Below are 24,683 nucleotides of genomic sequence, written 5' to 3' on the forward strand. Positions count from 1 at the left end.
CAATCTATCACTTATTATTGACGGAAAAGCAGATAAGGTAATAGGCAGGAAAATATTCGGTTTATTAGGATTTATACTAAGAGATGAAGATAAACATTTTCCGTTATTTGAGCACTCAAGATGGGTAATGATTAACCATTCATCGAAAGTTGCCTGGTTATCATGCTTTATATGGTGTTCCGTTGGAATTCTTTCTTTTTTGACATCAGAATTTGATCATTTATATACAAATAGTCTTATGAAAGTATTATACGCCAAGTTATTGATATGTTTATTGTCAGCATTATATCTACTCATAGGATTTCGTCTTAATAAAGTAAGTAATTATATTAGACAAGAAGCAAATGATTATTATACTCATTGTGCTAAATTATACAAAGCAAAACTTACCGAAAACATGAATTAAACTGTAGTGGACCCTCAAAATGGGACAATCGGTTAAGATATAGCTGATAAAACCCATTAGGAGGTAAGCAGATGAAAAACAGGGTTAAGCAGGAACAGCGACCGTTATTTTCATAGTTAAAAGATAAAGTTGTCGCTGACCCCCCTTAACGACCGCTGCCACTATTTTCTGTCCACATTCATAGAATCCCATATTTTCATCCCTGACAAGAAGGCATCTCTGAACACATTTCTATGAAGCAAGGTTAAGGTTGCTAATCAATTTCGGGCAAACAGCGCATTCTCTGACAAGTGTAGACACTAAAGTCAATTTCTATCCTCGAAAATGTCTTTGATATTGACGTCAAGCCCCTCAATAACCCTGGACGTAACCACGCCCTCACCTTCGGCATAGGAATAGAGCTTATACTTGCCTTCCTCAATGGTAAAGACTTCAAATATTTTAAGCTCCGGGATGATTATCCAATACTCCGGTACGCCGTATTTTTCGTATATCTCTTTTTTTACATTGGTATCCCATCGGAATGACCCTTGTGAAACTATCTCACAAAGCATGTCCGGTACACCTCGTATCCAATCCTGAATGATGGTTGTGTTTTCTTTCCTGATAAACAATATGTCCGGTTGAAGCCTGTTTAAACCTTCCTCAAGAATTACGTCAAGTGGAGAGACGTATAACTCCCCTAAACCTTTTGCTTCGATATGGCGGTTTATTGCTATGATGAGCTTCATTACTATTCTTTGGTGTTTACTAAAAGGGCTTGGCGACACAACTTCCTCCCCGTTGATTATCTCCGTTAAGTCTAAATCCCGTTCGATTGTAAGTGCTTCCATGACTGTATTCTACCTTCAATCTTACCTGTTTGTCTATAGGACAGGGTCTATGATAATCTTAGGATACTATGGTCTGTAGGATATACTTGGGGTCAGCGACTGTTTTATCATGCTCATTTGAATTGTTGCACAACCAATATCAAAAAATATAGGAAGATGGGGATTTTATAAGGGAAGGATTTAAATCCTTCCCTTATCGTCTTCTTTAGAACAAACCCTTCACTTTACCGGTCTCTACGTCAACATCTACCCTTCTGTAGGCTGGGTCACTCGATGTGCCGGGCATTAGCTTTATATCTCCGGCTACGGGGACGACAAATCCCGCGCCCTTAAAGAGCAGTATATCTCTTACGAAGAGTCTCCAGTCCTTGGGCACTCCCTTCTTGTTTGGATTGTCAGAGACACTCAGGTGTGTCTTAACCATGCAGGTACCAAGCTTGCTGAGTTCAGGGTCAGTCTCAATGGCCTTCGCCTTTTTCAGTGCATCAGGGGAGTAGTCCACGCCGTCTGCTGCGTATATCTGTGTCGCTATCTTTTCGATTCTCTGAGTCAGAGGCATCTCAAGCGGATAGAGGAACTGGAAGTTATTGGTCTCGTTACAGGCGTCAATTACTGCATCGGCCAGCTCAAGGGCGCCTTCACCGCCCTTTTCCCAATGCCTGGACAGCGCCACCCTTGCGCCTGCCGCTTCTGCGTTCTTTCTTACTGCGTTGATCTCTGCATCTGTATCTGTGTAGAAGGCGTTGATACATACGACAGGATTGATACCTGCTGATTTAACGTTCTTAAGGTGATGGATAAGATTTACGCAGCCCTTGTCAACCCAGCCGACGTTCTCTGACTTGTACTCCTCTGGGATTGGCTTGCCGGGTACGGGAATCGGCGCTCCACCGTGACACTTCAGCGCCCTGATGGTTGCTACGATGACTGCGGCATTGGGCTTGAGGCCGGAGTAGCGGCACTTTAAATTCCAGAATTTTTCAAACCCTATGTCAGCACCAAAACCGGACTCAGTGACGTTATAGTCAGCAAGTTTTAGGCCAACTCTGTCAGCTATTACTGAGGACTGCCCTATTGCTATATTTGCAAACGGCCCGGCATGAACCAGCACCGGCTGCCCCTCTATTGTCTGAAGCAGATTCGGGTTCAGCGCTTCTACCATCCATGCAGTCATAGCGCCGTCAACTTCGAGGTCCTTAGTGGTAACAGGGTTTCCTGCCCTGTCATAGGCAAGGACTATCCTGCCCATTCTCTCTCTGAAGTCTTTCAGGTCTGTAGCAACTGAAAGTATTGCCATTATCTCTGACGAGACGGCTATGTCAAAACGGGACTCCATCATAAAGCCGTCCATCTTGCCGCCTATTCCAATTATCATCTTTCTCAGTGACTGGGCGCAAAAGTCCATTATCCAGCCCTGCTGCACACGGCGCGGGTCTACGTCCAACCTCCTGAGTTTTCTCTTGGCAAGCTGGTCATCCGTGTAGTTCAGCTCGTGCTGCATTCTGGAAGTCAGCGCTACCATTGACAGGTTGTGGGAGTTTATTATGGCGTTAATGTCGCCCGTAAGACCAAGTGAAAACGGGGTCAGGGGGACGCACTGCGAGAGCCCACCACCTGCTGCCGAGCCTTTGATGTTCATCGTAGGGCCGCCGGAAGGCTGCCTTATTGCCGCTATGACGTTCTTTTTCCTCTTGCCAAGCCCTTGTACGAGACCGATAGTCGATGTCGATTTCCCTTCGCCAAGCGGTGTTGGGGTTATTGCGGTGACATCGACGTATTTGCCGTCGGGCCTGCTGGACAGACGGCTTAGCAGGCGCTTAAAGTCGATTTTTGCTACATAGTGCCCGTGAGGAAGGAGTTCATCCTTGGGCAGGCCTAACTCCTCGGCCAGTTGGTACACTGTCTTCATGTTCTTCTCCGCTGCCTCGGCTATTTCCCAGTCAGCGTGTTTTGTTGGATCAAGCGGCATGATTTTGGTCCTCCTGTATTTTTTCTAATTTTACGGCACAGACTTTCAGCTCAGGTATCTTACAGATTGGGTCATATACGGGGTTTGTCAGCACGTTGGCAGCGGCCTCGCTGTAGTGGAAGGGGATAAACACCACCCCAATGTCCGGCACGTTGGTAACCTTTGCCTTCAGCATTATTGAGCCTCTGCGTGACGTAACCCGCACCATGGCGCCATTGTCTATGCTCATTCGACCTGCATCTGCAGGGTTTATTTCTACATATGCCTCGGGTGCTGCCTTATCTATTGCCTTCACGCGGCGCGTCATCGTGCCTGTGTGGTACTGAAGCAGTTGCCTGCCCGTTGATAGCGTAAATGGGTACTCCTCGTCTGGCAGCTCCAGCGAGGGGTTAAACTTTATAGCCGAGAATTTAGCTTTACCTATTGGAAATGTGCCCTTAAACATATATGGTGTGCCCGGATGGTCAGTCGTTGGACACGGCCACTGAATACCGCGCTCTTCGATGCGGCGGTAGTTTATGCCGGCTACGTTTTTCCACAGACGCCCGACCTCATCAAACACCTCGGACATACTGCCATAGTTCATCTCATATCCCATCGCGCGGGACAGTTCCATGATTATCCATGAGTCATCGCGTGCGTCACCAGGCGGGTTTACTGCCTTTCTTACCCTCTGCACACGGCGGTCTGTGTTGGTAAACGTGCCGTCTTTTTCGGCAAAGCACGCAGCAGGCAGCACTACGTCGGCCAGTTCCGCTGTCTTTGTCATAAATATATCCTGCACTACCAGAAACTCCAGGCTCTTCAGGGCATGAATGGTGTGTTTCTGGTCTGCGTCTGACATCACAGGGTTTTCTCCCATGATATACAGTGCCTTTAGTTTACCGGCATCGGCGGCGTACATCATGTCGATTGCCGTCATGCCTATCTTGTCTGAGAGGTTTACCTTCCACTCGGTCTCAAACTTAGCGCGTACCTCTTTGTCAATTACCTTTTGATACCCGGGAAATACGTTTGGGGCACAGGCCATATCGCTTGCCCCCTGTACGTTGTTCTGTCCTCTCAGGGGATTAAGCCCTACGCTCTCGCGCCCAAGATTACCGGCCATCAGCACAAGATTGGCAAGGCTGTAGACATTGTCCGTGCCGTGGCTGTGCTGCGTTATACCCATTGTGTAGTATATAGCGGCATTTTTCCCTGCTGCATAAATCCTTGCCGCCTCGATTATCTTCTCTTTTGGAACGCCGGTTATTTTCTCACCAACTTCAGGGGTATATTCCTCTACGGCAGCGGCGGCCTTTTCAAAGCCCTCTGTGCGCTCCTCTATGAAGTTCTTGTTTACCAGACCTTCTTTTATCATAACGTGCATCATGCTGTTAAGCAGCGCTACGTCCGTGCCGTGTCTCTGCTTGAGCCACAGATGGGCATGTTTGACAAGGGGTACGCGCCGCGGGTCGGCAACTATCAACTTTGCCCCCTTTTTCACCGCTTTTAGCATTCTCAACGCCACAATCGGGTGATTCTCCTTCGTATTCGAGCCAATTATAAATAGTACATCGTTATTCTCCGTCTCAGGGACTGAGTTTGTCATTACGCCAGAGCCAAATACTGTGACCAGACCGGCCACCGTGGGGCTGTGTCAGAGACGGGCGCAGTGGTCAACGTTGTTCGTCCCTATCACTGCGCGCATAAATTTTTGAAATAGAAAGTTCTCCTCGTTCGTACACCTGGCCGAAGAAAGCCCTGCAAGGGCGTCCGTGCTGTGGTCTTCGACTATTTTTTTGAACCTTGCCGCTATATATGATATAGCCTCATCCCATGTTGCCTCTGTGAATTTCCCGTCTTTCTTTATCAATGGGGTCTTAAGCCTGTCAGGGCTGTTTATGAATTCGTAACCAAATCTGCCCTTCACACACAGCCATCCCTCGTTATGATTGTCCGGTTTGGATGAGACACGGGCTATCTCGTTGCCCCTGACATGGAGATTCAACTGACAGCCGCAGCCGCAGTATGAACATGTAGTCTCGACTTCCTTTACGTTAATCGTCCGTCCTTTCTTTGCCCAAATACGCCCGGAAAGCGCCCCTGTCGGGCATACGCTCACGCACTGCCCGCAAAATTCACAATCTAAGTCCTTCTCAAACGACGGGCATACCTTCGCATCAAATCCCCTGTAGGCTATATCTATCGCCCCAACACCCTGCACCTCGTTACACACACGCACGCACAGGCCGCACAGGATACACTTGTCCATGTTTCGCTCAAGAAATGGATTTTCGTCCTGCTTCGTGTACTGCCTTCTCTTGCCGTAGAACCTGTTCTCTCTCAGCCCGTAGAAATAGGCAAACTCCTGAAGTTTGCAATCCCCCGCCCGTTCGCATATCATGCAGTCATTGGGATGGTCTGAAAGCAGGAGTTCTATCACCGTTTTTCTCAGCCTCTCCACTGTCGGGGTGACGGTCTTTACCTTCATTCCCTCAGTGACCGGCGTTGTACAAGAGGTTGTGGGCTTGGGCATTCCCTCTACTTCGACAAGACAAAGCCGACACCCGCCATATGGCTCAAGGGCTGGATTGTCGCAAAGCGTGGGGATGTATATCCCATAGTCTCTGGCCGTCTGAAGGATTGTAGCGCCGGGACGTGCCTCAAGCTCTTTGCCGTCTATTGTTAATTTAATACTCATCGTCAATCCTCCTAATTCTTATCATATCTTTAGAACCGACTTAAACTTACACACGTCAAAGCACGAACCACACTTAATGCAGAGCTCCTGCGTAATGAAATGCGGTTTCTTCTTCTCGCCCGTTATGGCGTTCACAGGACATGCCCTGCCACATGCCATACACCCTGTGCATGACTTCTCCACTATAGTAAACGTTATCAGGGGCTTACAGACAGCCGCCGGACAGCGCTTTTCGTTAATATGTGCCTCGTACTCCTCTCTGAAATTCCTGAGTGTGCTGAGTATTGGGTTTGGGGCGGTCTGCCCGAGACCACAGAGGCTTGCAGCGCGAATGTCCTCTGAGAGCGCATCAAGTAAATCTAAGTCGCCCTTTCTGCCCTTGCCATTGGTAATTCTCTCAAGTATCTCATACAGCCGCTTCGTCCCTATCCTGCACGGCGTACACTTGCCGCATGACTCGGACTGGGTAAACTCAAGGAAATATTTTGCAATATTTACCATGCAGTCATCCTCGTCCATGACAATCATACCACCGGAGCCTACAATAGAGCCGGCCTTTGCAATGCTCTCATAGTCTACGGGTGTATCAAGCATCGCAGAGGTCAGGCAGCCACCTGATGGCCCGCCCGTCTGAACCGCCTTAAATGCCCTGTCATTGGGTATCCCGCCGCCTATGTCGTAGATTATCTCCCGCAGGGTTATCCCCATAGGAATCTCTATCAATCCGCCGCGGTTAATCTTACCGGCAAGTGCGAAGACCTTCGTGCCCTTGCTTTTTTCTGTCCCGAAGGATGAAAACCATTGGGCACCCTTTAAGATTATTCGCGGTATGTTGGCAAGCGTCTCTACGTTATTAATTACAGTGGGCTTGCCCCATAGACCTTTTTGGGCTGGAAACGGTGGTTTAGCACGCGGCATTCCCCGCAGCCCCTCAATTGAGGCGATAAGGGCGGTTTCCTCTCCGCAGACAAACGCACCTGCGCCTTCTTTTATCTTAATATTGAACTTGAATCCAGAGTTTAACACGCTGTCACCAAGGAAGTTTCTCTCATGCGCTTCTTTAATGGCAACCTTCAGATTACTTATCGCCAGCGGGTACTCTGCACGGCAGTACACATAGCCATAGCTTGCCCCAATGCTGTAACCGGCAATGAGCATACCTTCGATTATTGCATGGGGGTCGCCTTCAAGGACGCTTCTGTCCATGAATGCCCCGGGGTCACCCTCGTCGGCGTTGCAGATAATATATTTAACATCAGAGACGGCCTTGCTGCAAAACTCCCACTTTAGTCCTGTTGGGAACCCTGCCCCGCCTCTCCCTCTCAGACCGGATGCCTTTATGATTTCAATCGCTGTATTTGGGTCACCCGCGCCAATCACTTTTTTGACGGCCTCATACCCGCCGTGTTTTATGTAATCCTCAATGGACAGAGGGTCTATGAATCCACAGTTTGACAGCACCACACGCTCCTGCTTGTCCATGTATGGAAGCCGCTCAAACACCGGTATATCGTCGTATACTTTCCCGTATGACGGCATCTGCGCGATGGTATATTTCATTACGGGCACATTTCCAGCCGCATGTGAGTCGATTATTTCCTCTATTGCCGCTGCTGTCACATTGCCATACGTCACGCGGGCAAACCCGTCAACCACCACATCCACAAGCACCTCGCTGTGGCACATCCCAATGCACGAGGTCGAGGACAGCTTTACGTCAAGCCCTTTTGCCTTTGCTTGGTCAGCGGCAAGGGCATAGATATCTGAGGCGCCTGCCGTTATCCCGCATGTCCCCATTCCTACGATTATCTCTGTCTTAGCCTTTTCCATTTCCCTCACCACCCATATATTTTTCCAATGTCTTTTTCGCCTTCTGCGGCGTTATCTTCCCGTACACATCTTTTCCTACTATGAATATTGGCGCCCTTGCACAGGCCCCGACACACGCTACATGCTCTACTGTAAAATTCCCGTCAGGGGTAGTCTCACCAACGCCTATGTGAAGCATGGTTTGAATGTCATCGCTAATCTTTTCTGAACCCTTGACGTGGCAGGCCGTGCCGCGGCATATCTTCACTACGTTTTTCCCAGGCTTTACAAGATGAAACTGACCGTAGAACGTGGCCACTCCGTAAAACCGCGAGGCAGACAATCCCGTCCGCTCAGAGACCCACATTACGGCCTCCTCTGGGATGTAACCATACCTGACCTCCATGTCCTGCAATATTGAGACTATACTGCCCTCGCTCTGGTAATACTTAGCGAGTATGTCGTCTAAACCCTCCATCGGGCCTTCCATCTTAACACCGTCTTGCAACATAGGGGATACCCTCCTCCTGCCATGTGTTTAACTGTTGAGTAAGCATGTTTGGCACCTGCTCTCTTAAGGAGATAAGAGTAGCATGAATTTGTTTAAATGGTCAATAGATTCCCTAAAATTTTATCCTACTGCCTAAAATATTAGTAGATAATCGTATGCACGAAATAAAATGGGAACGAAAAATGAAGAGTAATGACAAAAGTGCATAATCGACCGTATCGCCTTCAAAATCCCCTGCTGTAGTTTAAGCGCAACTCAAGCTCTCTGGCACATCCTACAAAATTGTAGTATTTCTGTCTAAACCCCTCATTTTCACATCTCATGCGAATAGGAGATCGGCATAAACACTGGGTAAAACACACATTCATGCGAATTTCAGCTATATATAGGGATGCGTGAAGCACTTAGTGCCTGCTATCTCATTTTTACTATTTTAGGAGGACGAGTAAATGGACAGTGAATTTTGGATTCAGGCAGAGGATGGAAAATTCGCGGGTAGCAAACCCGGAGTACCAAAGCGGGGTGGCGGTCACTCTACGGCAAGCGGCGAATCTAAAAACCCGAGCCAATTAGAACAGGCGAAGGAGGAGTTCTGGGACTGGGCGTCAAGACAAAGCGGCATAAATATCCAGGGAGACAGCCCTTTAAAGGATAAGGCCGAGGCAGTCGCGATGGACGTAAGAATGGGCCGCAAGGACTTAGAGCAGGCATATGAAACACTTGCAAAAGGACGCGGTCAGATATCTGCCTACAGAAACGCCAGGAAACTGATTGAAGGCGACATGATGTTTTGGAACTATTACCGCACAGTAGGTGGGTCGAGGTTGACTGACGATATGCTGGTACGGTTTGCCCACGGAGTAGCCCCCGGCGCTACAGACTTTGTGATGAAGCTGAACAGTGTTCCAGACGCCGGTCAGAAAGACGCTGAGGCTGAGAGGCAGAAAGCGATAATCGAAGAGGCCAGAAAAGATGACCCGGGCTATGTTGACAGCGTAATGAAGGCGATCTCACAAATCAGCATGGCGGACTTAAGAGAGGCACTTAAGAATCCAGAGGTTAGGAAAGCCATTGTCGATGCTATTCTCGATTTAGAACCACACACGGGAATCCCTAAGGGGGTCATTGAGGGCATTATAGGAAGCTCGCTGATAGCAGGCACCCCAATGGAGTGGTGGGAGCGGGTCGTAGGATTATTACCAGTTGTTGGTAAGGCGCTTGCCAAAATTAAACTTCTGGGGAAGGTTGCGATTTTGGCGCAACTGAGAAATGACTCAAACTCGATAAGAGCTACAGAACTTACTTTAAGGACTAAAATGGCAACTGAAAGCCTTAAAGGTCTCGAGAAAACTTTAGAGAAAGCTAAGTCTCTTCCAGGTACTCGAGGTACAAACACTGTTAAGCAAACTCTCCTTACCAATGCTGAACGTGAGGTTAAAGGAGTTGTCAACGATCTTGATAGTTCTATTTCTTATCTGAAAACTCAAGTTGAGGAAGGGATACGAGGCAACAAAGCAGAGACTGTCGACAAGCTAAGGAACAGTTATGTTATACTAAGGGAGAAGCTAGATAACCTTATAAGTATGACTGGGAATAATAAGGAGCTTAACATAGCGAAAGATGCATTTGACAAATTGGATAATCAGTTAAATGCAGTAAAAGGTATGTTGAGAGAACAGGGTATAAGGATATAAGACAAAATCTTACAATAAGCCGTGAGCACAATGTAAATACTGATAGATTTACTGTGCTTGCGGCTTATCTTTCAGGTTATGAACTTGATAAAGACATCTTTTCTGCGAAAGAAGATGTCTATTACAATAGACGATCAATAAGAAATTTGAAAAAGTATCCATTGCCTAATAGTGATGAATTTATCAAAGAGTATAAATGTAAACTCAAAACAAATAAAAGACTTGCTTTTTTATATACAAAATATAAAGACAGTCTAAAAGGAGGAAGACATTTAACTTTAAAAGAGGATAAAGAGTTGTTTAACCGCTATTTTACTAAACATAGTTATAGCTCACAGGAGTCAATTAACGCAGGGCGTAATGAAGTGCGTGCAATGTTGACGTACATATTGGGTATAAAGAGCTATGTTCAGGATAACCATAAATATATACATGAGCAAATTAAGAAGGAAAAATACTTTAGTAAGTGCAAAACAAATGATTTTCTGGAATATTGTGAGCGATTATGCATTAAGTATTTAGAACGTCCAAATGAATTGTCTAAAGAAGATTTGAATAACGTTCCACATCTTGGTCGTCTCATACAGTTAGTAGTATTAGCCTTAAAACCTGAAACACGCATGTTTTATGAAAAATATTGGGAATTCATGAATGCATCAAGTCCAACGTCCGAGTCAAATACACCTTACGAACAAAGCACATGGAAAGAAGACCAGTTAAAAAGTGATCTTGAAGAAACCCATAAACTCGATGTGAATACTGATAAGTTCACCGAACTTGCTGGCGTTTTTTATGGCTTCACAGACATAGATGACGATATTGACTATCTTAAGAAGCAAAAAATAAAACCCAGCGCCTCAGTTATCAACAAACAGGAAAAAGCAAGATTTATTTACTTATTAAACGAATATAAAAAAGGCATCCAATTAGACGATGATGAAGACAGAGAGTTGTTTAACTTATATACAATGTATTTTAGTCATCGCTCTCCCAAGTCTATAAACGAGGAACGCGATAGAATACGGGCAATACTTATATTAACACACAGAATGGATGATTGCGATGAATATAAGATAAAATGGGCAATGCCTGGAGAAAAAAGAGTTGTCAATAATTGTAAAAATGATTTAATGCATTTGTGTGAAAACTTGTTGAATAACCCCAAAAAAGTGACTTACTATGGCTATATAGCATTTAAAGTCTATTTCAACCTTATCGCATACGTGGTGCGTACAATCCCTCAATATAGAAAATGTTGGAAAGAATATATAAAAACAGAGGGCGTACACAAAAGATTTATCGTACATCTTGACAGTATAGATAATATCATCTCGAGAAGCCGTGAGAACGATTTAAATATAGAGAGTGCTGCTGTGCTTATCGAAGATTATCTGGACCCATATGAGGATTTAAATGAATACATAGGTTATATGAAATACAAGATAAGTGCAGACATGGAATTTATAAAATTCTATAAAGAACAGCACCAGGTGCAGCCATATAACGACGATTATTTAAATAAGCTTAACTCTGCGATCACAGAAAAGAGGAGGTTTCGGTTTTTACTGAAGACATACATAAAGAGTAAAGAAAAAGGGATACCCTTAAGCAAACTGCACGACAAGGAACTATTCCGGCTGTTCATTGCATATAAGGGACAGTCAAGCACAACGAAATTGACAATAAATGAAAATCGTGACAGATTTCGCGCATGGTTGACGTTATTGTCGGATATCAGGGATAGCAGTGATAAACTGACATGGAGATCAAGACGCGAAAAAGAAAGTGTAAGCCATTTCCTTGATATTTTTAAGGTACTATGTACCTCTTACTTAGAACAGCCAAGCAAGCATACTCATCATCTATCCTTTCTATACAAATACCTTGTCATAGTTATCACAAAGTTTGCCCAAACGAGACAGCCGTTAGATAAGCATTGGATAAAATATAGATTATCATTAGACGAAATTCATGACAGACATCACAGAAGCAAAGATAACGTAATCACTATGAGCCCAGAGCATGACGTAAAGACTGATAGATTTACCGAGCTTGCAGAATATTTCTATGGATTTGACAAACAGGAAGACGCACTGAAATATTTTACATACCTTTTAAAAAAGGATGAGGCATTACAAGCTTATTATAAAGAAAATCCTGACAAACAAAATCCTGAATACAGCCTCAGTGATCTTATATTCACTCTAAGAGACAATAAACCGCTGGTATCGTTAATGACCAAATACCTGAAGGGCAAACGATTAACCCTCAGAGAAAACCGAAGGCTGTATAGATTATACATAGAGTACCGCGCCATCACGTCCCCGATAGAGATAAACAGGGAACGTGAAAGTAACCGAAAGCTATTGACATTAATATCTTCTATGAGAAAAAACGTCAGATATGCGGCCTGTGATAGATGTGATTTAGATAAATTAGAGTACCTGTGCATTAAACTTCTGGAGCGGCCAAAAGAAGTAACCTCCTCAGAGTACTCTGAATTCGCAGGACTTCGCGATAGTGTACTTGCATTGAAGCCGAAAACTAATCAAAAGTAACATAGACACATTTACATTTAATGCAGTAAGCGGGGCGAGAGTTGGCAGAATTATCAGAGTTTCTTTATTGTGGTCAATGACGACAACTTTTTGACGCCGTCTTTGTCAATAAAACCTGCCCCATAGGACAGCGCATTTTGTGTCCCAGCAGCTATTGCCTCAACCAGTGTCTCTTCAAACGGCATATCGCGTTCAATCCCACGGGCAAGGGCAGCGCTTACGCAGTCCCCAGAGCCAAGTGTACTGACTGCCTCAACTCGCGGTGGCTGCACGCTCCATATCTCACTGCCGCGCAGCGCCAGCGCCTGATGCCCTCCATCAGTTATTATCACGCGGTCAATGCCCAATCCCGACAGTGTTTTCATCTCTTCTATTATCTTTGGTCGGCTGTTCAGCGGTTTCCCGGCGAGGCGCTGCAGTTCGTGCTTGTTTATTTTTAACACGTCGGGGATGGCCTTAATCCCGGCAGTCAAAAAGTCACCGCTTGCGTCAAGTATTGCCACAGCGCCTTTTTCATGGGCAGATTCTATAAGCTCAAAAAATATCTCATTGTCTATTCCCAGGGCGGCGCTTCCTGATATGACTACAATGTCCTGTTTTCCTATTGCAAGGCCGTACATTGACTTGAAACTCTGCTGCTCCTGCTGCGTTACTGAGGGGCCGTTTTCATTGATTACCGTCTCCGTTTTTTTCACAGAATCTATCAGCGACAGGCAGGTTCTGGACTCCCCGGCAATAGGCGTATAGTGAAATACAATCCCTTCGTTTTTGAGCAGTGAGATAATCCCTACACCTGTTGCCCCGCCAAGCAGAGTCAGTGCCAACGAATCGCCCTCAAGTCTTTTTACCGCCCTTGAGACGTTTATTCCCTTGCCACCGGCGGTGATTTTTAAAATATCTGACCTGACGACCGAGTTCAGCTTCAGGCCGTCTGCCTGCAGTGTCTTGTCCTGTGAGGGATTAAGCGTTATAGTGATAATCATTCTGCCCCGCCTCCTGTGGCAATTTTACACCAGGCATTTTGATTTTTTACACAAGTTATAGATATACAAGACAACTTTTATCCTCTCGTTGAGTGGGTGTGAGAAATAGAGGTCCTCTGTTTCCAGGCATACAACCATTGCTTCTTTCAAAATCTTCTGGTGTAATTGCTTTAACATAGCAGCCTCCTGCACGGGTGCATTTGATTCATATACTTCATATATTTAGTATTGCAACAATCATGCCGTACAATCTTCCTCATCACATCTATATATCGGCTGTTTACCTCAAAATGTTTATTTGTCCTCAAAAGAGGAAAAATGTTATAGTCGCTTATGAAAAAGGCCGTTATAATTCAGGCACGGATGTCGTCGTCGAGGTTTCCGGCAAAGATGATGAGCGTTTTGGCAGGCGTGCCGCTTGTCCGGTTTGTATATGAGCGGTGTCTGAACTCTAAAGAGGCCGACATTGTTGCCGTTGCCACATCAAATGACCCGTCTGACGACAAACTCTATGAATACTGCCGTGCTGAGGGCATACCCGTGTTTCGCGGCAGCCTTGATAATGTGCTTGAGAGATATGTCCGGGCTGCTGAGTTCTATGGAGCTGATGTCGTCTGTCGTGTCTGTGGCGATTCCCCGTTTGCTGACCCCGCACTGTCAGACAATATGTTTAATATCCTTGATGCCGAGGGTGTTGATTATGCCGCCCCGGTCAGTGGTACCTACATTGCAGGGCTGGATTCAGAGGTAATCAGGGTCAGCACCCTTAATATGGCACTAAGGCACGCCGCAGACAGCTATGAACTTGAACACGTTACCCCGTATATAAAAAAAAACGCCGGTATTTTCAAGATAAAACTCATAGATGTAAATCTGAGGCCAAACGAACTCAGCGGCCTTGTCCTCACTGTGGACTATCCAGGGGACCTTGATATCTGCAGCAGGATTGCGGCCCTTTTAGGACAGGGTTACAATTTTACATCACATGATATATTCGACGCATTGTTGTATAATAAAGCAATTCTAAAAATGAACCGCGGACTATGACATGAACCTGATTTTTCCTAAGCGGCTTGAGATAGAGCTGGTAAGCAGTTGCAATCTGCGCTGTGTGTACTGCCCGCGCCGTCATTTGTCAGACCTCAGCGGCTTTATGGCGCTTGATTTATTTAAAAAAATCATTGAAGAGGCAAGGCACTACCCCGATACTATCATCGTCCTGCACAGAAGGGGTGAGAGTCTGCTTCACCGCAACTTTACAGAGATTTTAAATATCATTGCCGGTAAGTTTAAAGAGGTACAGATTGCCACCAACTCAACCCTCCTGACTGAAGAGAAATTCGAGGCCATAACCAGGGCCGTCACATTTATCTCATTCAGCCTTGACGCCCCGGCTGCATATGACAACACGCGTGTACCGGCAAAGTACGAAGACGTGGAACAGAAGATTTTAAAATTTCTTGACTTCAACAAGGGCAGGGTAAAGACACAGGCATCAATGGTCAGGACCCAGCATACCCCTGAGGACAATGTAGTCGTATTTAAGGAAATATGGAAGGACAGGGTTGACCGTGTCCGGGTCTACGAGGAACACTCAAAGGACGGCGTCTTTGGGGCTATTCAAAACCCCAGGGGGCAGCGCAAACCCTGCGTAATGCCCACATATGAAATGCTTATCTATGACGACGGCAATGTCGGCAGATGTAACCATGACTGGAACGGCAACCCGCTTGGTGATATTAAGACACACTCGATTAAGGAAGTTTGGACAAATGCGGCCTATGAAGCCCTCAGAACTCAGCACGAGCGGCTTGAGCTGACAGACCCGGTGTGCAAAAACTGTGACTCGTGGTATCCTGAGATGGGAAATCAGGGCACAGGGGAGGTCATCGAAAAGTGATAAGGGAGGATTTTTTACCGCTTGCGCGGCCAGTTGTTGGCCCTGATGAGATAGCGGCAGTAACAGAGGTGCTGAAGTCCGGGATGTGGACAACGGGGCCGAAGGTTGCGGAATTTGAGAGGGAGTTCTCAGCCTATCTTAACGCTGAGGGCGGTGTACATACGGTTGCCCTTAACTCATGCACCTCCGGGTTGTACCTGTCGCTGCTTGCCCTGGGAATAGGTGCTGGGGATGAGGTTATTGTCCCAACATGGACGTTTGCCGCTACAGCGCATGTCGTAGAGTGGGCTGGGGCGAAGCCGGTACTCTGTGACATCGAGGAAGACTCACTAAATATAGATGTGCAAAAGGCAGAAAGATTAATAACAGAAAATACAAAGGCCATCATTCCGGTTCATATTGCCGGTTACCCATGTGACATGGACGCTGTGGCAAGCCTTGCCGAACAATATGACATATTCGTCATCGAGGACGCCGCCCACGCCGTCGGCACAAAATATTTTGGACAGAAAATTGGGAATTTATCAGATATTACGACATTTAGTTTTTACGCGACAAAGAACCTTGCTATGGGCGAGGGCGGCCTCGCAGCCTCTAAAGACGAACGGCTGATAGAGAAAATAAGAAAACTCAGCTACTTTGGTATCAACAAGGAGGCCTTTAAGCGGTATGAAAAGCGCGGCACATGGTTTTATGATATTGAAGCTTTAGGCTATAAGTGCAACCTTGACTCCATGCATGCCGCAGTCGGTCTCGTTCAACTGAGAAAACTTGACGCAATGAATGAAAGAAGAAGGGCAATTGCCGCTGCCTATAAAAAAGGCCTTAGCCGCCGTCTGACATTTACAAAGGACTCCGACGAACACTTTCATACATATCACCTGTTTCCCGTACTCATCCCCTCATCTATGGACAGAGACACGCTGATAACCGGACTCAGGGACAGAAACATCGGCACAAGCGTACACTTCAGACCACTCCACCTGCACAGCCACTACCGCTTGGCAGCAGAGAAATTCCCTGTGGCAGAGAGGCTGTTCCCCAGGGTTTTATCCCTCCCGATGTTCTCCTCGATGACAGACGAAGACATTGACTACGTCATAACAAATATAAACGAACTTGTGGGGAGCTGATACTATGGATAAGTTTAAAGCGTCTTTGCTTGACACTAAACTAATATCGGTCTGGGGCATAGGCTACTTAGGCTATACGAAGACCGTCAAGTTGCAGTCGAAGGGATTTAATGTTAATGTCTACGATGTTACACAATCGGGATTAGAGGGGGGATTTATTCCCAGCAGCGAACAAATCTACTCGTGGTCATTAAACGCCCATGTCCCAGCAATAGACAGTTCAAAGGCCCATATAGTGTCCATAGACACCATGTTTGACTCAAACGTGCATTTCCTTGCATTCCCGCCTGTGGACAGATATGGAAAGAGTACGCTAAAGGAGCTCTCAACAATTTTTAGCGAACATAAGGAAAGGCTGGACAATGCGCTGATTATATTCCAGTCTGCCGGAGTGCCCGGCATGATAGACAGGCAATTCACCGATGTGCTGTCAACGCACAAGGTCAACTGTAGTTTCGCAGCGGCATTTCGGGATGATTGGACGGTCGAGGAATATTTTATAAACGATAAGACACGGGTAATAGCCGCAAAAAATGAGAAATCCCTGCACAAGGCAAGGCTGATTTACGATATACTTGGGGTTAAATACAAGACTCTTTCAACAATCAAAGAGGCGGAGGTCTATGAAAATGCCAAAAACACCCTTCAGTACGCCGCCGACGTATTTACAAACCAGTTGGCCATTGCCTACCCAGATGTAAACATAAGGGAAATGGCCGGATATCTCATGGACGGCGTGAAGCTCAATGAAGCACATCTTGGCATAGGGGCAGGGGGATATAAGATGTTTTCGTCGGTCAAAAATATCCTTGATGGCAGCCCTAATCCACACATGCTGTCACTGATACAGGAAGTGCATAACAACAATCTGAGCATGATACTATACGCTGCTGAGTCGATAGTCAACAAGGGCTGTAAGTCTGCAACTATACTAGGTCTGACCACCAGAGGCAATCAGAAGAACATAGAGCTTTCACCGTCGGTAATACTTGCTGAATATCTGAACAGACTTGGCGTTGAGGTCTATGTTGATGATCCATTTTATAATGAAACAGCCCTGCTCAACATGTTTCCATTTTGCCGGAGTACTGATATACTAAAGGATGGACTGAAGAGCGACGCTCTTTTTGTTATGACAGACCATAATAAGTTTAAGTACATCTCACAGGCAGATATACGGCGCTGCGGTATATTTAATGCCTCAGTGGTAATTGACAATGTCCCCTTGTTCAAGGAGTTTGAGTTTTCCCATTCCACAATATATCATGCCGTTGGAGACGGCAGGCCGGGTTTGATATAAAATGTGCGGCATTGCTGGCTTCATCTCCGAAAACAGAGACTATGACGCAGAGAAGATAGTCGCCTCCATGCTTGGCGTGATGAGCTACAGGGGGCCTGACCAATATGATGTAAAGTCATGGGGAAGTGCGGCGCTTGGCATGGTGCGCCTTAGTATCATAGGGAGACAACACCATGAAATCCCCTACGAAGACGAGGGGGGCAGATACGCTGCCGTTTATAACGGCGAAATATATAACCATGACACGATAAGGAGCGCACTGCTCACAAAGTATGCATTTAAGACAGACTCGGACGCCGAGACCGCCCTCTATAACTATATAGATAAGGGCGTGAGGTCTTTTGATGACTACAACGGCATGTATGCGTTTGTCATTTACGACTCACAGGAAAAATCCTTTTGCATAGTGCGTGACAAGACAGGTGAAAAGCCCATGTACTACACCTGTGGGAAGGACTTCTTTGCCTTTGCAAGCGAGATGAAATCTCTGCTTAAGGTGCTGCCAGCCAGGTTTAATTCCTCTGCGATTTCATATAATGCCTATGAGTTTACCGTAGGCAGTGAGACGCTGTTTAAGGACATCCTGAGTCTTGAGCCGGGGGAATACATAAAGGCAGACGCCCGGGGCTTTACAAAACACGAGTACTGGAAGCTGTGGAATAATATAATAGAGGTCCCTGACGATAAGAAGAAAATTCTCAAATATCTCCATGAACTAGTCGAGGACGCGATTTATCTGAGGACAAAGAACTGTGTCCATCAGTTTGGCTGTTTCATAAGCGGGGGGCTGGACAGCGCCATAGCTGCATGTATTGCCAAGCCCGACTATCTCTATACTGTCCACTATGACTATGACGACTTTGATGAGCTGGACTATGCACGGCTTGTTGCCGCCAAACTAAAAAAGGAGCTTGTTGTTATCACGCCCTCTAAAGAAGATTTCCTCCGCACGAAAGAGACTATAGCATTTCACCTGGATACGCCATGCACATGGACTAGTTTTTCACTGTGGATGCTGCTTGAGCGTGCGTGTAAGGACATAAAGGTAGTGATGACCGGTGACGGGGCAGATGAGGTATTTGCCGGTTATTACAGGTACCTGCTGCTCTACCACGACGAGCAGATAAAGCAGGTTGAGGCGTTAAATATGTACTCATACCTGATAAACAAGTACTATGGCTCTGCGGCAGAGAGATATGCAAAACTCGTAAACCGGTGCGAAAACCAGTTCGACAAGGCCGTAAACACCTATCTTAGAGAAAGCATCGGCTATTATTTCGACAAGGTAAACGGCGATATAGTACATGCGATGGGGCTGAATGATTTTTATTCTACGATGCAGGTACTCCTGCAGATGTCTGACCGCCTTTCAATGGCCATGAGCATAGAGAATCGTTCGCCTTTTCTGGATTATCGGCTGGTACAATACGGCTTTTCCATGCCGTCGAAGTATAAAATTAAGGGTGGGGTAACAAAGTGGGCGCTCAAGGAGATAGCAAAAAAGATTGTGCCAAAAGAGATAATCCTGCGTACTGACAAGCGTGGGTTTTCTGCTCCGGTCAATAAGTGGTTTGAGTGGGACAAGACCGGCAAATATGACAGAACGGCATATAAAAACATGGTCTACGGAGATTGGAAAAAAATATTCAAAGTTAAAAATGCCTGACACAGATTTTTATCTCTACCATCGCCAACCTCCTGACTCAGAACTTCAATCTACGGGTGCATTAACTATCTGATTGTGGTAAAATAAATCATACTGCATTTGGAGGTGGGGAGCTGTATATTGCAGACAACTGGGAATAATGAGGGGTTATGCGCCAAAAGTATGATATTACACTAAAAGATTTATTGAAAGACATTCCAAAGGTATTCCTGAAACTGATTACCGGATATGAAACCGGCAGGTTTATCGACGTACAGTTTCCAGATATTCAGTTAAGAGAGCCGGACTTAGCGTTTGAGGTAGAGAATGGAAAGATAGTCCATTTCGAGATTCAATCGCGAAACGACAATACTATGCTGGAGCGGATGTATCTGTATTCTGGATTTATCTTTAATCAACATAGAAAATTACCGGTACAGATAGTGCTTTATGTCGGTAGTGAACCGATGAACATGAAAAATCATATCGAAGGAGAAGGGGTCAATTATTCGTATAAATTGATTGATATAAGGGAAATCGATTGCCGTCGGCTTCTTGAGAGTGACTGCCCTGAAGATATAGTGTTGGCGATATTGTGTAAAACTGATGATGTCGATGCCACGATAAGAACAATACTCGATAAACTGTCTGTACTGCCGCCAAAAAAGCGGGAAGGTTATATCAGAAAGCTGCTATATCTTTCTGATTTGAGGAGATTATATCCTAAAGTTAAACTGGAGGTAAGTAAAATGCCTATAACGATTGATGTAAAAGACAGTGATATTTTTAAGGAGGGTAAAGAGGAAGGAAAAGGCGAGGGCCTGATAGAAGGGATAGAGTTAGGGCTTGAACTCAAATATGGTCAGGCCGGGCTTGAGTTGATGCCTGCGGTTAGAGTTGTTGATTCTGTCGATAAGCTGGAGGAAATAAAAAATCTTATCAGGAAGGCTGGGTCAGTTGATGAGTTGAAAGTTTTTTTAGGGAACATCTTATAGCTGAAGATACGCTATGGCAGAAGTGGATAATAAGATGAAAGGGAGGATGTAAAATGGGTAAGACAGTGAGGTTTTTAACAACACTGCTTTTCTTTGCTGCAATGCTCTTTGTAACAAACCAGCCGGTTCATGCTGCGCAAGAGTCATACACTGCTATTGCCGCCGGTGCGGACCACACGATAGCGCTGAAAAGTGATGGAACTGTCTGGGACTGGGGGCGTAACACCAATGGTCAGTTAGGAAACGCTACCAATACGGACAGCAAAGTTCCGGTAAAGGTAAGCGGGTTATCAAGTGCTGCAGGCATCTCCGGCGGTAGCTATCATACGATAGCGGTGAAGAGCGATGGAACCGTCTGGGGTTGGGGGTATAATTATTCAGGTCAGTTAGGCAACGGCAGCAATACGGACAGCAAAGTTCCGGTACAGACAAGCTTGTTAACCGATATTACGGCTATTGCCGCTGGCGGCGCTCACACTATTGCGCTGAGGAGCTATGGAACTGTCTGGGGCTGGGGGACTAATGGTCATGGTCAGTTAGCCAACGATAATATGAGCATATCTCATAATACTCCGGTACTGGCAGGCGGGTTAACCAGTATTGCTGCCATCTCTGCCGGTGCTGCCCACACGTTAGCATTACTTGAAGGCGGGAGTGTCAAGGCCATGGGATGGAATGATTTCGGTCAACTTGGCAACGGTATGAACACGGACAATAACACCCCGGTAAATGTTCTATGGCTATCAGGTGTTACAGCCATCTCCGCTGGTGGGTATCATTCGGTAGCCTTAAAAAGCGATCGTTCTGTCTGGTGTTGGGGGCATAATGGTTATGGACAGTTAGGCAATGGCACTAAGACGGACACTAATACTGCGGTACAGGTAACCTTGTCCAATGTTACAGCCATCGCCGCTGGTACAAATCATACGATAGCGCTGTGGAGCGATGGGACTGTCCTGGCTTGGGGACTTAATGCTTATGGACAGTTAGGCAACGGTACTAATACTGACAGCACTATTCCGGTACAGGTAAGCGGCTTGTCCAATGTTAAGGCCATCGCCGCAGGTGGGAATCACTCGATAGCGTTAAAGGGTGACGGGACTATCTGGACTTGGGGGTATAACGGTTACGGTCAGTTAGGCAATGGTACAATTAACAGCAGTAATGTTCCGGTACAGGTTTCTACAGGCACAACGACATATACGGTAACGCCGTCTGCAGGCGCTTATGGAACCATAAGCCCGTCAACACCGCAGTCTGTAAGCGCTGGCAGCACGACGAGCTTTACCGTAACACCCAACACAGGGTACACGGCCTCTGTAAGCGGTACTTGCGGCGGTAAATTAGTAGGTACAACATATACAACAAACGCTATAACATCTGACTGTACGGTAGTTGCATCGTTTACATCGGGTACATCGTCGGACTACGATACCGCAAGCGCATGGATTAATGCGGTAGCCACTCAATATTCCACATACTTTGGAACATCATCTACAGGTGTGACAACCGGCACTGACTCAGGCGGCACATACTATATCCAGTGGTTTAACAATGGCACGGCGATATTAGCGTACTCAGATGGGATAGTATATTTCTATACCGGAGTGACCGGCAGCGGCTGGAACTCTTCTCTGGGATTGCTTTGGAACGAAAGTAAAAGGGCAGCCGATTGGATAAAAGCGTATCGTCTTCAGTATCCCGATTACTTTGGAGCAGACTCCGGAGATGTGGAAAAGGGAACTGATGCAGGCGGCACATACTATATCCAGTTCTATACGAACAACACTGCCCTTATGGCTGGGTCTGACGGCTATATGTATTTCTGGTCAGGCAGTAAATGGAACTCCTTTGGGCAGAAATGGAAATAGACAATCACCGTGCAGACTATATTTGCCAATTTATTTGGCTCATCAAATTTAAAGGAGGGGTCTTGTGAGAATCTGGAATTTAAGTAAGATAACCGTATCATTTGCAGCTTTGTTGTTTGCAGCTAGTGTGCTAGTGCCTTTGAGCGTATTTGCCGGTGAACTGTCAACCTCGCTCAAGAACAAGGTATCGGCCACAGGTGGATATGAAAAAGTGGCTGCACAGGCAGAGCGCCGCGGTTCAGTCAGGATTATCGTAAAGGTTGACGCTGCATTCCGTCCAACGTCAAGTTTAACCGAAACGGAAGCTGCCGTGCAACTGAGTGCGATTGCACGGACACAGGAAAAGGTAATGGGGCAGCTGGCCTCTGTCAATGTCATTTCTCACTATAAGTATCAGTTTATCCCTTACATTGCGATGACTGTTGACAGAAATGCGCTTGATGCTGTGCTTGCCATTGCTGAAGTAACCTCGGTCGAGGAAGATGAACTGTCAAACCACAAACAGGTTAACTGGGATATCACCAAGGTTGGCGCCCCTGCTGCATGGTCAAGCGGGTATGACGGCACGGGTTACGCGGTGGCAATCCTTGACACCGGAGTTGACAAAACACATCCCATTCTTACTGGTAAGGTAGTCTCAGAAGCCTGCTACTCTTCTAACGACTCAGCGTCTTTTGCCTCTTCTGTTTGTCCAGGCGGTGGGACGGACTCAATGTCAAGCGACTCGGCAATGCCGTACGGGGGGAATTGTCCAAGCGGTGGATGCGACCATGGGACACATGTGGCAGGGACTGCGGCAGGACAGAACACCGGTCAGTCCTCTGGTGTTGCAAAGGGTGCAAATATTATAGCAATTCAGGTATTTACGCGGTTTGACGATAACAGCACCTGTGATGGAGCAAGTCCTTGTACGCTGTCCTACAGCTCCGACCAAATCAAAGGTTTGGAAAGGGTCTACGCCTTAATTGGCACATATTCGATAGCTTCTACAAATATGAGTCTTGGCGGCGGAAAATATACTGCCAATTGTGATAGTTCAAATGCCAGTCGGAAGGCAGCGATAGACAATCTCCGTTCTGCCGGTATTGCGACAGTTATTTCTTCAGGGAATAGCGGATATACCAATGCGATAGGCGCCCCGGGATGTATCTCTACGGCTGTCAGTGTTGGTGCAACGGACAGCTCGGACGCCGTTGCCTCATATTCGAACAGCGCGAGTATGTTAAATTTACTTGCACCTGGTTCAGATGTTACATCATCCCTACCTAACGGTGGATATGCATCATGGAATGGTACCTCAATGGCTGCACCGCATGTGGCCGGTGCCTGGGCAGTGCTGAAGCAGGCGAAGCCGAAGGCATCGGTTTCGGACATTCTAACTGTCCTGACCAACACCGGCGTTTCAGTGACGGATTCGCGTAATAGTATAACAAAACCACGAATTCAAGTAGACACGGCATTAAACTATTTATTAAACAGCACTACCCTGACTGTAACAAAATCTGGCCCAGGCACGGGCACTATAACGAGCAACCCCGCGGGGATAAGCTGCGGTTCAACCTGTTCAGCCACATTCACATTGGGCACATCGGTAATACTAACTGCAGCGGCAGATCCCGGTTCTTCGGTTACAAGCTGGTCCGGGTGTGATTCGTCAAGCGGCTCTCAATGTACTGTTACAATGTCGGCTAGTAAGTCTGTATCGGTAGTAATATCAATAAGCGATACGAACTACATCGCTGCAAGTGCCTGGATTAATGCAGTAGCATCACAGTATTCCGCATACTTTGGGACAAAGTCCGGAGGTCTTATAACTGGTACTGATGCAGGCGGCACATACTACTGCCAATGGTTTACCAATGGTACGGCAATTTTAGCGTACTCGGACGGGATTCTATATTTCTATACTGGTAAAGTCGGCAGCGGCTGGAACACTTCACTTGGATTGCTTTGGAACGAGCTCATCAGGGCAACTGCATGGATAAACGCATTTTACAGCCAATATTCCTCAGTTTTTGGGACAAAATCAGGAGATGTGACAACAGGAACAGATACAAGCGGTACATACTATATCCAGTTCTTCACAAACGGCACTGGTCTAATGGCATGGACTGATGGGTATGTGTATTTCTATTCAGACGGCAGGTGGAACTCTTTTGGGACAAAATGGAAATAAGCAAACACAGTGAAACCAACTGAAGCGCTGGTTTAAGTTATTTATAAATGGCGGCTTAAATGCCGCCATTTGTTTTATGTTCTATAAAATTTATAAAGATTAAATAAGATTATAAATTATTTTTATTGAGAGTATCACCTTATGATAGATAACAATTCATTAATATTTCCATTTACTCTAAACCTCGCGAACAGGCGCATACTTGCTTCCATCATAC

The 24,683-nt window shown here is 46.1% G+C and carries 17 protein-coding genes; 10 read left to right on the top strand and 7 right to left on the bottom strand.

Going from position 1 to position 24,683, the window contains the following annotated elements; genetic code table 11:
• Window positions 1–711: 711 nt before the first annotated feature.
• The 5 genes from ASN18_RS14585 to ASN18_RS14605 form a co-directional block, all read right to left on the bottom strand.
• Complete coding sequence (locus ASN18_RS14585; protein ID WP_085053518.1) at window positions 712–1,239, bottom strand: Uma2 family endonuclease; 528 nt, start codon at window positions 1,237–1,239, stop codon at window positions 712–714.
• Window positions 1,240–1,444: 205 nt separating this feature from the next.
• Window positions 1,445–3,208 carry a formate--tetrahydrofolate ligase gene (locus ASN18_RS14590; RefSeq protein WP_085053519.1) on the bottom strand — a complete coding sequence of 588 codons (1,764 nt, stop codon included), beginning with the start codon at window positions 3,206–3,208 and terminating at the stop codon, window positions 1,445–1,447.
• The gene (gene fdhF / locus ASN18_RS14595) at window positions 3,198–5,891 is read right to left on the bottom strand and encodes a formate dehydrogenase subunit alpha (protein WP_085053520.1); all 2,694 of its coding nucleotides are present in this window, start codon (window positions 5,889–5,891) and stop codon (window positions 3,198–3,200) included. The genes ASN18_RS14590 and fdhF overlap by 11 nt, the downstream gene beginning before the upstream one ends.
• 21 nt (window positions 5,892–5,912) lie before the next feature.
• Window positions 5,913–7,721 carry an NADH-quinone oxidoreductase subunit NuoF gene (gene nuoF / locus ASN18_RS14600; protein WP_085053521.1) on the bottom strand — a complete coding sequence of 603 codons (1,809 nt, stop codon included), beginning with the start codon at window positions 7,719–7,721 and terminating at the stop codon, window positions 5,913–5,915.
• Window positions 7,708–8,211 carry an NADH-quinone oxidoreductase subunit NuoE family protein gene (locus ASN18_RS14605; protein WP_085053522.1) on the bottom strand — a complete coding sequence of 168 codons (504 nt, stop codon included), beginning with the start codon at window positions 8,209–8,211 and terminating at the stop codon, window positions 7,708–7,710. The genes nuoF and ASN18_RS14605 overlap by 14 nt, the downstream gene beginning before the upstream one ends.
• A 449-nt stretch (window positions 8,212–8,660) precedes the next feature.
• Between ASN18_RS14605 and ASN18_RS14610 the strand changes: the two genes are divergently transcribed.
• Together ASN18_RS14610 and ASN18_RS14615 are read left to right on the top strand one after the other, a co-directional pair.
• Complete coding sequence (locus ASN18_RS14610; protein WP_085053523.1) at window positions 8,661–9,905, top strand: hypothetical protein; 1,245 nt, start codon at window positions 8,661–8,663, stop codon at window positions 9,903–9,905.
• Between the two features lie 53 nt (window positions 9,906–9,958).
• Window positions 9,959–12,463: a hypothetical protein gene (locus ASN18_RS14615; RefSeq protein WP_085053524.1), complete on the top strand. Its 2,505-nt coding sequence runs from the start codon at window positions 9,959–9,961 to the stop codon at window positions 12,461–12,463.
• 53 nt (window positions 12,464–12,516) lie between these two features.
• Here the strand turns inward: ASN18_RS14615 and ASN18_RS14620 are convergent, their stop codons facing one another.
• Both ASN18_RS14620 and ASN18_RS17295 read right to left on the bottom strand, forming a co-directional pair.
• Window positions 12,517–13,446 (bottom strand): 1-phosphofructokinase family hexose kinase, encoded by a 930-nt coding sequence (locus ASN18_RS14620; protein WP_085053525.1) that lies wholly within the window; start codon window positions 13,444–13,446, stop codon window positions 12,517–12,519.
• A 24-nt stretch (window positions 13,447–13,470) separates the two neighbouring features.
• The gene (locus ASN18_RS17295) at window positions 13,471–13,623 is read right to left on the bottom strand and encodes a hypothetical protein (protein ID WP_157073023.1); all 153 of its coding nucleotides are present in this window, start codon (window positions 13,621–13,623) and stop codon (window positions 13,471–13,473) included.
• Window positions 13,624–13,779: 156 nt separating this feature from the next.
• On the opposite strand from ASN18_RS17295, the gene ASN18_RS14625 reads away from it, so the two are divergent.
• The 8 genes from ASN18_RS14625 (at window position 13,780) to ASN18_RS14660 (ending at window position 24,466) form a co-directional block, all read left to right on the top strand.
• The gene (locus ASN18_RS14625; RefSeq protein WP_085053526.1) at window positions 13,780–14,493 is read left to right on the top strand and encodes a cytidylyltransferase domain-containing protein; all 714 of its coding nucleotides are present in this window, start codon (window positions 13,780–13,782) and stop codon (window positions 14,491–14,493) included.
• A gap of 1 nt (window position 14,494) precedes the next feature.
• A complete protein-coding gene (locus ASN18_RS14630) occupies window positions 14,495–15,346 on the top strand; it encodes a radical SAM/SPASM domain-containing protein (protein ID WP_085053527.1) in 852 nt (283 codons plus the stop codon).
• The gene (locus ASN18_RS14635; RefSeq protein WP_085053528.1) at window positions 15,343–16,479 is read left to right on the top strand and encodes a DegT/DnrJ/EryC1/StrS family aminotransferase; all 1,137 of its coding nucleotides are present in this window, start codon (window positions 15,343–15,345) and stop codon (window positions 16,477–16,479) included. Before ASN18_RS14630 ends, ASN18_RS14635 begins: the two co-directional genes overlap by 4 nt.
• Before the next feature lie 4 nt (window positions 16,480–16,483).
• Entirely contained in the window at window positions 16,484–17,779 is a 1,296-nt protein-coding gene (locus tag ASN18_RS14640) for a UDP binding domain-containing protein (protein ID WP_085053529.1), read from the top strand.
• A 1-nt stretch (window position 17,780) separates the two neighbouring features.
• On the top strand, window positions 17,781–19,445 hold the full coding sequence (gene asnB, locus ASN18_RS14645; RefSeq protein ID WP_085053530.1) for an asparagine synthase (glutamine-hydrolyzing): 1,665 nt from the start codon (window positions 17,781–17,783) through the stop codon (window positions 19,443–19,445).
• A 149-nt stretch (window positions 19,446–19,594) separates the two neighbouring features.
• Window positions 19,595–20,419, top strand: a complete 825-nt coding sequence (locus tag ASN18_RS14650) for an RpnC/YadD family protein (RefSeq protein ID WP_085053531.1) — start codon at window positions 19,595–19,597, stop codon at window positions 20,417–20,419.
• Between the two features lie 53 nt (window positions 20,420–20,472).
• Entirely contained in the window at window positions 20,473–22,290 is a 1,818-nt protein-coding gene (locus ASN18_RS14655; RefSeq protein WP_085053532.1) for an RCC1 domain-containing protein, read from the top strand.
• A gap of 64 nt (window positions 22,291–22,354) precedes the next feature.
• Window positions 22,355–24,466: a S8 family peptidase gene (locus ASN18_RS14660; protein ID WP_085053533.1), complete on the top strand. Its 2,112-nt coding sequence runs from the start codon at window positions 22,355–22,357 to the stop codon at window positions 24,464–24,466.
• The last annotated feature ends 217 nt before the right edge of the window (window positions 24,467–24,683 follow it).

This window comes from Candidatus Magnetominusculus xianensis (assembly GCA_001541255.1).
GTDB classification, from domain to species: domain Bacteria; phylum Nitrospirota; class Thermodesulfovibrionia; order Thermodesulfovibrionales; family Magnetobacteriaceae; genus Magnetominusculus; species Magnetominusculus xianensis.

Coding starts and splice junctions, on each gene's coding strand:
- asnB (WP_085053530.1), top strand. CDS start 17,781: ATGTGCGGCATTGCTGGCTTCATCTCCGAAAACAGAGACTATGACGCA.
- ASN18_RS14620 (WP_085053525.1), bottom strand. CDS start 13,446: ATGATTATCACTATAACGCTTAATCCCTCACAGGACAAGACACTGCAG.
- ASN18_RS14650 (WP_085053531.1), top strand. CDS start 19,595: ATGCGCCAAAAGTATGATATTACACTAAAAGATTTATTGAAAGACATT.
- ASN18_RS14655 (WP_085053532.1), top strand. CDS start 20,473: ATGGGTAAGACAGTGAGGTTTTTAACAACACTGCTTTTCTTTGCTGCA.
- ASN18_RS14610 (WP_085053523.1), top strand. CDS start 8,661: ATGGACAGTGAATTTTGGATTCAGGCAGAGGATGGAAAATTCGCGGGT.
- ASN18_RS17295 (WP_157073023.1), bottom strand. CDS start 13,623: ATGTTAAAGCAATTACACCAGAAGATTTTGAAAGAAGCAATGGTTGTA.
- ASN18_RS14590 (WP_085053519.1), bottom strand. CDS start 3,208: ATGCCGCTTGATCCAACAAAACACGCTGACTGGGAAATAGCCGAGGCA.
- ASN18_RS14605 (WP_085053522.1), bottom strand. CDS start 8,211: ATGTTGCAAGACGGTGTTAAGATGGAAGGCCCGATGGAGGGTTTAGAC.
- ASN18_RS14630 (WP_085053527.1), top strand. CDS start 14,495: ATGAACCTGATTTTTCCTAAGCGGCTTGAGATAGAGCTGGTAAGCAGT.
- ASN18_RS14585 (WP_085053518.1), bottom strand. CDS start 1,239: ATGGAAGCACTTACAATCGAACGGGATTTAGACTTAACGGAGATAATC.
- nuoF (WP_085053521.1), bottom strand. CDS start 7,721: ATGGAAAAGGCTAAGACAGAGATAATCGTAGGAATGGGGACATGCGGG.
- ASN18_RS14625 (WP_085053526.1), top strand. CDS start 13,780: ATGAAAAAGGCCGTTATAATTCAGGCACGGATGTCGTCGTCGAGGTTT.
- ASN18_RS14640 (WP_085053529.1), top strand. CDS start 16,484: ATGGATAAGTTTAAAGCGTCTTTGCTTGACACTAAACTAATATCGGTC.